This is a genomic window from Neobacillus niacini, from assembly GCF_019749295.1.
Lineage (GTDB): Bacteria > Bacillota > Bacilli > Bacillales > Cytobacillaceae > Neobacillus > Neobacillus niacini_D.
Genome location: NZ_JACWFG010000029.1, coordinates 15,946 through 28,684, shown reverse-complemented (window position 1 = coordinate 28,684; position 12,739 = coordinate 15,946). Strand labels below are relative to the sequence as shown.

At 38.4% G+C, this 12,739-nt stretch carries 12 protein-coding genes and 1 other annotated feature; of the genes, 8 read left to right on the top strand and 4 right to left on the bottom strand.

Translation table 11 applies throughout. From position 1 onward, the window contains the following. Positions 1–55: 55 nt before the first annotated feature. Genes H0184_RS26235 through H0184_RS26225 form a run of 3 tightly spaced genes read left to right on the top strand, consistent with a single transcriptional unit; the run spans position 56 to position 2,622 of the window. The gene (locus H0184_RS26235; protein ID WP_221830592.1) at positions 56–1,033 is read left to right on the top strand and encodes an ABC transporter ATP-binding protein; all 978 of its coding nucleotides are present in this window, start codon (positions 56–58) and stop codon (positions 1,031–1,033) included. Next, positions 1,030–1,833, top strand: a complete 804-nt coding sequence (locus H0184_RS26230; RefSeq protein WP_221830577.1) for an ABC transporter permease — start codon at positions 1,030–1,032, stop codon at positions 1,831–1,833. Before H0184_RS26235 ends, H0184_RS26230 begins: the two co-directional genes overlap by 4 nt. Before the next feature lie 6 nt (positions 1,834–1,839). After that, entirely contained in the window at positions 1,840–2,622 is a 783-nt protein-coding gene (locus tag H0184_RS26225; protein WP_221830575.1) for an ABC transporter permease, read from the top strand. Between the two features lie 24 nt (positions 2,623–2,646). On the opposite strand, the gene H0184_RS26220 is transcribed toward H0184_RS26225, so the two are convergent. Beyond that, positions 2,647–2,901 carry an alpha/beta-type small acid-soluble spore protein gene (locus tag H0184_RS26220; protein ID WP_221830569.1) on the bottom strand — a complete coding sequence of 85 codons (255 nt, stop codon included), beginning with the start codon at positions 2,899–2,901 and terminating at the stop codon, positions 2,647–2,649. Between the two features lie 104 nt (positions 2,902–3,005). Further along, positions 3,006–3,216 (top strand) — a binding site (T-box leader). 180 nt (positions 3,217–3,396) lie between these two features. Between H0184_RS26220 and argS the strand changes: the two genes are divergently transcribed. From argS to H0184_RS26205, 3 genes are all read left to right on the top strand, one after another. Further along, entirely contained in the window at positions 3,397–5,091 is a 1,695-nt protein-coding gene (gene argS / locus H0184_RS26215; RefSeq protein ID WP_221830567.1) for an arginine--tRNA ligase, read from the top strand. 24 nt (positions 5,092–5,115) lie between these two features. After that, a complete protein-coding gene (locus H0184_RS26210) occupies positions 5,116–5,583 on the top strand; it encodes a DinB family protein (protein ID WP_221830565.1) in 468 nt (155 codons plus the stop codon). Between the two features lie 238 nt (positions 5,584–5,821). Continuing rightward, positions 5,822–7,003, top strand: coding sequence for a NupC/NupG family nucleoside CNT transporter (locus H0184_RS26205; RefSeq protein ID WP_221830563.1), 1,182 nt, complete (start codon positions 5,822–5,824; stop codon positions 7,001–7,003). A gap of 23 nt (positions 7,004–7,026) precedes the next feature. On the opposite strand, the gene uptA is transcribed toward H0184_RS26205, so the two are convergent. The 3 genes from uptA to mgtE all read right to left on the bottom strand — a co-directional run bounded on the left by uptA (position 7,027) and on the right by mgtE (position 10,422). Next, the gene (uptA, locus tag H0184_RS26200; protein ID WP_221830561.1) at positions 7,027–7,623 is read right to left on the bottom strand and encodes an undecaprenyl phosphate transporter UptA; all 597 of its coding nucleotides are present in this window, start codon (positions 7,621–7,623) and stop codon (positions 7,027–7,029) included. 99 nt (positions 7,624–7,722) lie between these two features. After that, positions 7,723–8,904 (bottom strand): FtsW/RodA/SpoVE family cell cycle protein, encoded by a 1,182-nt coding sequence (locus tag H0184_RS26195; protein WP_221830559.1) that lies wholly within the window; start codon positions 8,902–8,904, stop codon positions 7,723–7,725. A gap of 159 nt (positions 8,905–9,063) precedes the next feature. Continuing rightward, positions 9,064–10,422: a magnesium transporter gene (gene mgtE, locus H0184_RS26190; RefSeq protein ID WP_221830557.1), complete on the bottom strand. Its 1,359-nt coding sequence runs from the start codon at positions 10,420–10,422 to the stop codon at positions 9,064–9,066. 310 nt (positions 10,423–10,732) lie between these two features. Here mgtE and H0184_RS26185 point away from each other — a divergent pair, with 310 nt between their 5' ends. Beyond that, positions 10,733–11,509 carry a hypothetical protein gene (locus H0184_RS26185; protein ID WP_221830549.1) on the top strand — a complete coding sequence of 259 codons (777 nt, stop codon included), beginning with the start codon at positions 10,733–10,735 and terminating at the stop codon, positions 11,507–11,509. Positions 11,510–11,638: 129 nt separating this feature from the next. Then, the gene (locus H0184_RS26180; RefSeq protein WP_221830547.1) at positions 11,639–12,721 is read left to right on the top strand and encodes a D-alanine--D-alanine ligase; all 1,083 of its coding nucleotides are present in this window, start codon (positions 11,639–11,641) and stop codon (positions 12,719–12,721) included. Positions 12,722–12,739 lie beyond the last annotated feature (18 nt).

Here is a 12,739-nt window from a genome sequence, read left to right as displayed (position 1 = left end):
TCCTCAGGCTCAGATGGTACTATTTTCCTCTGTGACGAAGAAGGAGGGAACATAGTTGATAAAAGTAGAAGGCATTACAAAATCCTTTAAAGTGGCGAAGCGATCTACTGGATTACTGCAGGCAGCCAAAGCACTTGTTCACCGAGAGCATACGATAGTCGAAGCTCTAAAAGAGATTTCATTCACGATTGAACCTGGTGAAATAGTTGGTTACATTGGCCCGAATGGTGCGGGAAAGTCGACGACGATTAAGATTATGAGCGGCATCTTAGTCCCTGATGGGGGAACGTGCAATATCTTGGGCTACACTCCTTGGAAAAACCGGGTCGAGTATGTAAAAAATATTGGCGTCGTTTTCGGCCAGCGCTCCCAGCTTTGGTGGGATGTTCCGGTTATCGATTCATTTGAGCTTTTAAAAGATATCTACAAGATTCCACAGCCGGAGTATAAATCTACCTTTGACCTATTGATCGAAACACTAGAATTAAAAGAAATCATTAACTCTCCAGTCAGGCAGCTAAGCCTAGGGCAGCGAATGCGCTGTGAAATAGCAGCTTCTCTTATACATAATCCCCAGATATTATTTCTAGATGAACCGACGATCGGACTTGATGCGGTTTCCAAAATAGCAGTCCGTCAGTTTATCAAAACCATCAATCAAGAAAAGGGCGTAACGGTAGTCCTGACAACTCATGATATGAATGATATTGAAGCGCTGGCCAATCGTGTGATCTTAATTGGTAAAGGGAGTTTGCTTTATGATGGAAACTTAGAGGAATTAAGAAAACGTTTTGGATCACAAAAGACGATTACAGCAGATTATCGCAAAAACCCAAATCCTATTGATATAGCCGGAACAAGTGTCATCTCATGGTCGCCAGAACATGTTGTTCTCAGCATTGATACGGAACAAACCCTCTCCTCTGAGGTGATTACTAAGCTATCCAGCCAGCTAGAACTTCTCGATGTCACGATTGAATCGCAGCCAATAGAAGATATTATTATACAGCTGTACAAGGAGTTTCAAATATGAAGGTATACGCTTCAATTCTGAAAATAAGGCTATTAATTGGGATGCAATATCGATCTGCTGCATGGGCTGGAGTCGCAACTCAATTTTTCTGGGGATTCATTTCGATTATGGTATTTGAAGCATTTTATGAATTTGCTGCTGTAACACCACCCATTTCTTTGAGGGAATTAATCACCTACATATGGCTGCAGCAGGCTTTCCTAGCTTTTATCATGCTTTGGTTTCGTGATAATGAATTATTTGACCTCATTACAAGCGGGAATATCGCGTATGAACTCTGCCGCCCAACAGATTTATATGGTTTCTGGTACGCAAAACTATTGGCACAGAGACTTTCAAGTGCTCTGCTGCGCTGTTATCCTATCTTAATCCTGGCTTTCTTTTTACCGAAGCCCTACAACTTGACACTGCCTCCAAATGTTTCAACTTTTATATTATTTGTGGTTACTCTTTTATTAGGCTTATTACTATTAGTAGCCATTTCCATGTTCTTATACATTTCCGTATTTATAACTTTATCGCCAATGGGTTCACTGTTGGTATTTGGAGTGCTGGGGGAATTCTTTGCAGGCTTGATTATACCCATTCCGCTAATGCCTTTGTGGCTTCAGAAAATTGCCTACGTCCTGCCTTTTCGCTGGACAGCCGATTTTCCTTTTCGTGTTTATTCAGGACATATAACACAAAATGATGCCGTAATCGGAGTTTTTATTCAATTAGGATATCTTTTAGGTCTCCTTTGGTTAGGAAAATTAGCGCTTAACAGTGTCCTAAAAAGAGTGGTTGTACAGGGGGGATAATGGGATATGAATCTTTATTTTAAATATTTATTAATTTTATTTAAATCACAAATGCAATACCGAACTTCGTTTTGGCTATTATCAATTGGACAATTCTTTATTCCTTTTTCAGTTTTTGCAGGGCTCTACTTTTTGTTTGAACGATTTGGGCAGATAAAAGGGTGGAATTTCTTTGAGGTTGCCCTCTGTTTTGCTATTATTCACATGGCGTTTTCGTTAAGTGAGTGTTTTGCACGGGGATTTGACACTTTTTCCAGTTTGATTATCAAGGGAGATTTTGATCGCGTTCTTGTGCGGCCGCGAAGTACTTTCCTTCAAGTATTGGGATCGAAATTTGAATTTACTCGAATTGGAAGGCTGGCTCAAAGTGCTATTGTTCTACTATGGGCTTTAAATAATCTTCCCATTGAATGGAGCTTACTTAAGATTGTGACTCTGTTTTTTATGATTACCAGCGGGGTGTTAATCTTCACAGGCATTTATATGCTTGCAGCGACAATGTGCTTTTGGACGGTCCAGGGTCTTGAGGTCGCAAATATCTTTACAGATGGCGGAAGAGAAATGGCTCAATATCCATTGAATATTTACCAAAAGTGGGTAGCCCGAATATTCACCTATGTTATACCGTTTGGAACGGTTAATTACCTGCCGCTGCTGTTTATTCTAGGTAAAACAAACGGGAATGACCTGCTTTATATGCTGACGCCCATTGCGGGGAGCCTCTTTATTCTTCCTTGTTTCCTTGTATGGCAATTTGGAGTAAGGCATTACCGTTCAACCGGTTCATAAGTAAGCAGTGGGCAATCCCACTGCTTATCTATTCTTAGCCATATTTTCCTGTGCCATTTTCACAAGCTCGCGGACCATACTGCCGCCAAGTCTGCCCCCGACCTTACCCGCTTCTTGGGAAGTAAGCTGGCCATTGTAGCCTTTATTCAAAGGAACACCAACCTCTTGGGCAGCCTCAAACTTTGCATTCTCTGGATTCTGCGCCTGTACAACCTTTGCCTTTAAAGCGTCTAATCCATTTCTAGCCTCTGGAACGAGAATTTTATTTCTTCTTGCCATGGTAAAATCCCTCCTTAGGTTTAGGATGACCCATTTGTAAAAATAAACATCAATGACTGGCTAAAACCTTATTTATCCAGTATAATAACTACAAATCAAGTGAGATAAAATCAATGAAAAAGAGAGTAGTTTTCTGCGGAGTGTAAAGCGATTCAGGGGTGGTGGGAGCCTGATACGAAACAGGGAATGAAGCGCACTTTTGAGATGTTTGCCTGAAGAAAATAGGGCAGACCGGAGAAATTCTCCGTTAACAAGATAAGCTGGTTCTTCTGTGAACAAGTAGAGTGGTACCGCGAGTTAACTCTCGTCTCTTCGTATAGAGACGGGAGTTTTTTGTTTTTTAAACGAAAAGCTGAAGCGCCTTGGGCAGGGGCGACAGGCATAAAACGAGCAGGCGAGAAGGTTGCTCTTTGACCTTCTTGACGGATTGGCTTATGACCTGAGAGCACCTAGGCGCTGAAGCTGGACATAGAGAGAAATAGGAGGTCTACGATAATGAAATATAAACAGGAGCTTGCAGAGGTTTTATATGAAGTACTAGGACATGAAATACAGGTGAAGGAACTTGAAATGCTCATTGAAAAGCCGAAGAATCCACTTCACGGTGATCTAGCCTTTCCATGTTTCGCTTTAGCTAAGGTAAAGCGAAAATCGCCGAATCTTATCGCTCAAGAGTTAAGCGGGAGTATTCAATCATCAACTTTCGAAAAGGTTGAAGTGGTGGGTGCCTATTTGAATATTTTCCTAAATAAAAAGTTAGTATCGGAGGATACTGTTGCTGCCATTATTGAGTTAAAGGAGAACTATGGTGCTCTAGACTTTGGAAATAATCGCAATGTCACCATTGACCTATCCTCGCCAAATATTGCAAAACCGTTCTCGATGGGTCATTTGCGTTCTACGGTCATTGGTAACTCTTTGGCATTCATTGTAGAAAAGTGCGGGTATAAGCCAATTAGAATCAACCATATAGGTGACTGGGGAACTCAGTTTGGAAAATTAATTACTGCCTATAAGCTTTGGGGAGAAGAAGAGAGAGTTAAACAAAACCCGATCAAGGAGTTATTAACCCTTTATGTTAAGTTCCACGATGAGGCGGAAAATGACCCTGAACTTGTTGAACAGGGGAGAAGCTGGTTTAAAAGGCTGGAAGATGGGAATGAGGAGGCATTAGCTCTATGGCAATGGTTCCGCGATGAATCCTTAAAAGAGTTTTCACGTATATATGAGTTGATGAATGTTCAATTTGATTCATTTGCAGGGGAAGCTTTTTATAATGATAAAATGGACCGGGTTGTAGAGCTTTTAGAAGAAAATCAATTGTTAGTAGAATCTGACCAGGCTCAAGTGGTAGAGCTGACAGATGAAGGATTGCCTCCGTGTCTAATAAAAAAATCTGATGGGGCTACTCTGTATGCAACACGAGATTTGGCAGCGGCGCTGTACCGGAAGGAAAACTATGACTTTGATTTGTCTCTGTATGTTGTCGGAAATGAACAAAGCCTCCATTTTAAACAGTTGATTTCTGTGCTGGGAAAGCTGGGCTATTCTTGGGCAAAGAATATGATTCACATCCCATTTGGAATGATGCTTAAAGAAGGAAAGAAAATGTCGACCAGAAAAGGGAAGGTTGTCTTATTAGAAGAAGTTCTTAGTGAATCGATCTCCATGGCTAGACTCAATATAGAAGAAAAAAATCCTAATCTTGCAAATAAAGATGCTGTAGCCAAACAGGTCGGGGTAGGGGCTGTCATGTTCCATGACTTAAAGAACTTTAGAATGAATGATATAGAATTTTCATTGGAAGAAATGCTGCGTTTTGAAGGAGAAACCGGCCCGTATGTCCAATATACTTATGCAAGGGCGTGTTCCATTTTACGAAAAGCAAACTGGAAAATAGAAGATACTGTGCAAACATCATCACTATCCTGGGAAAAAGAATGGAAGGTTGTTAGTTTGCTTGCGGAGTTTACAATTGCGATTAAGAGAGCATATGAACAGTTTGATCCATCCCAAATTGCTAAATATATTGTGGACCTTGCACAAGCCTTCAATAAATATTATGGCGAGGTGAAAATTCTAGAAGCTGGTGATGAGCAGCAAGCACGATTAGCTCTTGTGTATTCCGTGACAGTTGTTCTAAAAGAAGGTCTGAGATTATTAGGAATTGAAGCCCCAGAAGAAATGTAATAGGGAAAAAGGGAGGAAGGCAGAATGAGTCAACTCTTATTTAGTAATATAGAGCTAACCAGAAGTTTTTTTATTAAGCATGTGGATGGTATTCAGGAGGATCTTGCTAACATACAGCCTGGAGGTTTTAATAACAACATTCTTTGGCATATTGGCCACGTTCTAACCACGACCGAAAGCCTGGTATTTGGTTTTCCGAAAAAGTCGAGCCATTTACCAGCAAACTATATGGAATTATTCGCTAGAGGGACGAAGCCTGCAGACTGGCAGGGGGATGTTCCTGCTATTTCAGTCTTATCTAGTCAATTAAAAGAACAATTGACAAGATTGAAAGAAATTCCAGCTGATAAACTCAATGTGAAATTGAAGGAGCCGTTTCTTGGTCAAGGAACCTTTGGGGAACTTGTTAATTTTGCTCTTTTTCATGAGAATTTACATTTGGGCCACATTCAAGCAATGAAACGTGTAATTGAAGGCGCTAAGGTTAAATAGAATTTAAACTGCCACCTTTTAGGTGGTATTTTTTTTTGCAAAAGAGTAAGAAAGGCATTGAATGGAATAATAAAAAGTGAATAACCTGAATTTTACTACTATCTTATATTCGATTGACACTAGTAACCGTTACCATTATACTCATTTTTGTGATTGAATCAGTGTCGATATTTGTCGAAATAAATGGTGTTTTCTGATTTCTTAGTTAAGGACATCACGAATAGGAGAGAAAAATACTTTGAAATTTGTTCTATTTTTGGCTTCATTACTTGTCATCTTTTTGTTAGCCTATATCGTCAGTAACAATAAGAAGAGAATTAAGGTTAAACCGCTTGTCACTATGCTTGTATTACAGCTTATATTTGCTTTCTTGCTCCTGAATACGGAAGTTGGATTTGTGATTATTACAGCTGTCTCTAGTTTGTTCGACCATCTTTTAAGCTACGCTGCAGAGGGAATAAACTTTGTTTTCGGAGGGATGGCGAATGAAGGCGCAGGGCCATTCTTTATAAATGTCCTCCTGCCAATTGTCTTTATTTCTGTATTAATTGGTATTGCACAATATATTAAGGTTCTGCCTTTTATCATTCGATATCTTGGTATTGTGTTAAGTAAGATAAATGGTTTAGGAAAGCTGGAATCGTATAATGCCGTTGCATCAGCGGTTTTTGGTCAATCAGAGGTGTTTATTTCTGTAAAAAAACAGCTGCCGTATATACCTGAACACCGTCTTTATACATTATGTACGTCTGCAATGTCGACTGTATCCGCCTCCATTTTAGGTGCATATATGACGATGATTGATCCGAAATATGTTATAACCGCATTGGTTCTAAATTTATTTGGCGGATTCATGGTTGCTAATATCATTAATCCTTACGAGGTTTCAGCAGAGGAAGATATTATAGATGTTCAAGAGGGAGAAAAACAAACCTTCTTCGAAGTCCTAGGCGAATATATCATGGATGGATTTAAAGTTGCTATCATTGTTGGAGCCATGCTAATAGGCTTTGTTGCATTAATTAGTATGATAAATCATGTATTTGATGCTATCTTCGGAGTCAGCTTCCAAACCGTTCTAGGATATGTATTTTCACCGCTTGCCTTTATCGTGGGAATACCTGCTGCAGATATGGTTGAAGCCGGTACCATTATGGCTACTAAATTACTATCCAATGAGTTTGTCGCAATGATGGATTTAGGCGAAATATCAGATTCACTATCGAGCAGAACAGTTGGGATTATCTCCGTATTCTTAGTATCGTTTGCAAACTTCTCATCCATTGGAATTATTACAGGGGCCGTAAAAGGACTGAATGAAGCTAAAGGAAACCAAGTAGCTAAGTTTGGACTTAAATTACTTTACGGTGCAACGTTAGTAAGTTTGTTAACTGCTTCCATAACAAGTATTATGTTATAAATGGAAAACAACCACTGATAGGATTAATCAGTGGTTGTTTTTTTAGTTTTCTTTATTAGGTAGTAGATGACACCAAGTATAATGGCCCCAATTAAAATTGGTAATGTATATTGCGCTGCATATTCCTTTATATGTGACCAATTATCACCAAGTTGATGTCCTAAATAAAGGAATAGAATGGTCCATGGAATTACAGCTGCTACGGTATACAGCGTAAACTTTGCTGCTGACATTTTAGCGATTCCCGCTGGAATGGATATAGCATGCCTGACAACTGGAATAAATCGGGCAAAGAAAATGACTCCTACTCCATATTTTCTAAACCATAGTTCAGACAGGTCAATTTGTTTCTTTTTAATAAAGACATACTTACCGTACTTTTCTAAAAATGGACGGCCCCCGTAATAACCAGCCCAATACAGGAATAACTGTGCAAAGGTTCCGCCAATAGTACCAGCTATGATTGCACCAGGGTAGCCAAGGATTCCCTCTGAAATCATATAACCGCCATATCCTAAGACTATTTCACTTGGAATAACCTCTATCATTAAACCCAGTGCAATACCAAAGTAACCTAATTCGGATAAGAACTCTAATACAGAAAAAATAAATTCCTTCATAGTTCACCTTCACTTTTGTAAATGTTTTTCACTTTTATTAGTTTATAACAGTTTGGACAATAAAGAAATAAAAACAGCGGAAGATCCGCTGCTTCTCGATTAACTGCTGAGCGACTTTGAGGATGTGAACATGTAGTTGCGGTGATGAAATCGGATGCTGTAGACAATACCCATTGCAAACATATTCCCCATTAACGAACTGCCTCCATAGCTGATGAAGGGTAAGGGGATTCCCGTAATCGGAAGTACCTGGATGGTCATTCCAACATTTTGGAAGACATGAAAAGTAAGCATAGAAATAATTCCTGTACACACATATGTATTAAAGGGATCATTCGTATCTAAGGCAGTTTTTATTAAATGATATATTAATAGAAAGAAAAGGCCAATGACAATACTGCCGCCTACAAAACCATATTCTTCACCAATCACACTGAAGATAAAGTCCGTATGCCCTTCAGGAATATATACTTCCCGATTTCCAAAGCCTTTTCCGGTTATAAGCCCTGATCCAATGGCACTCAATGACTTTAACAGGTGATAGCCCGAACTGCTGGAATGATTAAATGGGTCGAGCCAGGCATAAATACGGTTAAATTTGTATTGCTGGACATGTAAATACTTTTCTAATATATCTGGTCTCTGCACAACCAAATAAATAATAAAAGCTCCTAGTGATGCTCCGGAAGTAAAGATAGGAAAAATGATCTTCCAAGTAATCCCCGAGACTAAAATAAATCCCACTAAAATCGATAATAAGACGAGGGAAGTACCCAAATCATTTTGTTTCATAATAAAGAAGATAGGAACAAAGGTGGTGATACCTAATTTAAGCAATAACCAAAAGTCTCTTTTAAATGTTTTTTTAAGGTACTTTTCCTGATGCTTGGCCGCGACAGAGCTAAGAGCTAAGATTAGAAAAGTCTTTACAAATTCTGAAGGCTGAATGGAACCAAGAGGAGTAATAAACCAGCTTTTCGCTCCGTTTCTAATTGGTGCAATACTTTCAGGAGCAACAAGAATGACGATAAGTAAAACAAGTCCAAATCCATACAAATACCAGGAAAGCCGCCTGTATTGATAGCCATCGAAAAGGATTGTAATGGAAATGATGGCCGCGCCTACTACATACCAAAATGTTTGTTTGACTAGGAAGTTTTCTTCATATTGTCCTGCACTTTGTGCACTATAAATTCCTACGCAGCTAACCAGGAAAAAAAGAAACAAAATTAATGTTAACGTCCAATCAAAGCGATCCACTTTTTTTGTGAAATTGTCCATATGCCCACCCAATTTTTATCTGTTTGTATAGTGATATGCTAACAAAGAAAAGATATGGTAACAATATATTTAGGAAATTTATTACAACAAGTTAACTATTATGACGAATTAGTTAAGGAATAGGTTTCAAAAAAAGCAAAACACGGTCTAAAACCGTGTTTACAGAAGATAATTCAGGAACATTGTCGCAATACCAAAGTATGTGAGAAGTGAAAATATATCATTAATGGTCGTGATGAGCGGTCCAGAAGCGACTGCAGGGTCAATATTTAAGCGGAATAAAATCAGTGGAATAATGGTTCCTGCCAGGGTGCCAATTATGAGTGTGAAAAATAGTGAAACACCCACTACTGCACCTAAGATAAAGCTTCCCTGCCAAATGTAAGCGATGATTGAAATAAGAATGGCACAAGTAATCCCAATGGTCACTCCAACACCCAGTTCACGGGCAATTAAGCGAAAGATGACACCTTTATCAATATCATGAGAAATTAGACCTCTTACAACAACAGCTAGTGATTGAGTTCCAGTGTTCCCGGTCATGCCAGCAATCATCGGCATGAAAAAGGCAACGGCGACTACCTGATTCAATGTATTTTCAAAACTGCTGATAATACTCCCGGATATGAGTCCGATAAATAAAAGTAAAATAAGCCATGGAAGCCTTCTTGCAGCGGCAACAAATGTTTTTGTATCAAAGTCGATAGATTTCCCGGAGGCTGATAACTTTTCAATATCCTCATTTGCCTCCCTAATGACAACATCTATGATGTCATCGACAGTTACAATACCGACGAGCATATTATTCTCATCCACCACAGGTATGGCGAGAAAATCGTATCGTTCCGTCATACGTGCTACAATTTCTTGGTCTGTGTTAACAGAAACGGAGATTACTCGTTCATACATTATACTATTGATTTTTTGATTGAGATCGGCTAACAACAGGTCTCGATAAGAAACAACGCCAACCAGCTTTCTTGCTTCATCAACGACGTAAAGGTAGTTAATGGATTCAGCAAATTCAGCAAACGTTTTTAATTTATCCACTGCTTCTCTTACACTATAATAACTTCGAATCCAAACAAAACGATTGGTCATTATTCTTCCTGCCGTTTCGGGTGGATAATTCATGATATCAGTAACCGCTTTTGACTCTTCTAGTTTCATCCCTGAGAGAAGCGATTCTTTTTTCTCTGGTGAGAGTTCATCCAATAGTAAAGCCAGGTCATCATTGTCCATTAAATCAAGGACTTTACTGGATTTCTCAATCCCAAGCTTATTTAATACTTCCAGCTGCTCGTCCTTTTCCAGCTCTTGCATCAAGTCAGCTAGAACGTCAAAATTTAAGAATAAAAGAAAACGAAGTTTATGCTTTTCAGGCAAATCCTCGTATATTTTTGCTGTGTCATATGGCTGTAACTCCTCGAGGATCGTGATAAATTCAGTCTTTTTGTTTTCTTTTAATAACTTAATAATATGGAGAGTAATTTCATCTTGAGTCATGTCTTTAATCATTTCACACGCTCCTTTCTAACGGTGCGTTTTATCTCCCTATACAAGTATGTCAAAAAATGATTCGTTGACAATACTGCAGTAAATACTAGGCAGGAGTTTAAAAATAGTATGTGTTATTTAGAAAATAATCAAGCTGACTGTTTCAAAAGTATCACAAATACCTTTGGAAATGTAAAAGAATTGAAATAAGCTATTTGGACTATTAATGATAAAATGATTAGAGATTGGTTAATATTGGTGAGTATTTATATGGAGTACCTTCTAACTCATATTATAGATTTTATTTTTTCCTGATCGGAGGAGTTTGGCTTTGAAAAAGCATCATCAAGACATACGGGATCTCGTCTATGTCCACTTAAATCAAAATGATCAGTATGTACTATCTTACGGTATTGAATTCAATGAATTTGCTGCTGCTTTTTCGGGATCATTGAATCATTTGCTATTATTAAAGCATCGTTTTGAAGACGGAGACATTAACATGCATACTCTTCTCGAATATTGTCCGGAAGAAAGAATTAATAAACTAGCGGATGATGATATATATGGATACGGTGATTTTTGCTGGATTGACTTTGTTGAAGAAGAAGGATTAAATGAACTGACAGGACAGGAAATAGCGGAATTATTATATTTGGGGCATCAAAAACAGCACCTGAAACTCCCCTTTTATAATAAGCTGGGGAATCGTTTTGTTTATTTAGCACATGATGATGGTTTCTTTAATAAAACATATTATCGAAGTTTTAAGGATTTTTTTCATCTATTAAGTCATGCACTTTCTATCAAATTAGGTGAGCTAAAGCTTGAAAAGTCTCTTCTTGGGATCAGGAAAAAACGTAACTATCCACCGATAAATAAGGAAATTCTCCTATCATTAACCCCTTTTATTAAGGAGGGTATCTGTATTTCTCTACGAGATATAGATCATCAGCGAAACAGGCTGGAAATCCCTATCTGGGTGATCGGTGATTTTGCTTCTATGGATGATATGTACGAGGAGTATGAACAAATTTTAGGTGAAAACTGCCATGCCAAAATCATCTTTGATAAAAAAACAAAAGAATGGAAGCTTACCGTAATCTAATCTCTCCATTTCACTGGAGAGATTTTGTTTGTGTTCGTAACAATAGGGAGTTTTTAACCAAGCTATAGGTTTCATAAAATAATAAAAGTGATAAAATAAAATCGTGAGATGCGAAAATGGAGGTTAAGTATGAAAACAAAAATTGGTTTATTGTACGGAGGTAAATCCGCTGAACATAAAGTATCATTACAAACGGCTCTTGCGGTAATAAAAGCGCTTGATCTTAAAAAGTACGAAATTCATCCGATTTACATAAATGTAGAAGGTCAATGGATAAAAGGACCACAGCTTAATGCACCTGTAGAGAACGTTAAGGCATTAGAATTTTCAAATGAAAATCAATTAACTCCTTTATCCTTGGCACCATCAATCTTTCAAAAAGGTGACCAGCAGAATAACGAACCTTTGGATGTCATTTTCCCGCTGCTTCATGGACCAAATGGTGAAGATGGGACGGTACAAGGGTTACTTGAGCTCTTAAATCTTCCATATGTAGGTAATGGGGTTTTAGCTTCTGCAGCTGGCATGGATAAGGTAATGATGAAAAATGTGTTTGCTCAAGCAGGACTAGCGCAGGTAGATTATGTTGCTTTTATAAAAACGGAGTGGGAAAAGGCGAAGGAGTCTGCTTATACAAAGGTAGAAGAGAAACTAGGTTACCCTTGTTTTGTAAAGCCTGCTAATCTCGGTTCAAGTGTAGGAATCAGTAAATGTACAAACCGTACAGAGCTGGAAGCGGCATTTGCAGAGGCATTTCAATTTGACCGTAAAGTGATTATTGAAGAAGGTGTTATAGCCCGTGAAATCGAAGTAGCAATCCTTGGGAACGATGAACCAAAATGTTCAGTAGCGGGTGAAATAGTTCCGAAGAAGGATTTTTATGATTATAAGGCGAAATATGAAGATGGTGATACTGCATTAATTATTCCGGCGGAGATTTCTGCAGAAGAGTATCAACAAATTAAAGAAATGGCCATTCAAGCCTTTAAAGCATTGGATTGCTCAGGACTAGTTCGTGCTGACTTCTTCCTAACGAAAGACGGCAAGGCGTTAATTAATGAGGTAAATACGATGCCTGGTTTCACACCTTTCAGCATGTTCCCGCTGTTATGGAAGCATACAGGTGTTGAATATCCACAATTAATAGAATCTCTAGTTAACCTTGCAAAAGAACGGCATGCCCAAAAACAAAAGATAAAATACACTTTCTAAAAATGACACGGCAGGGTG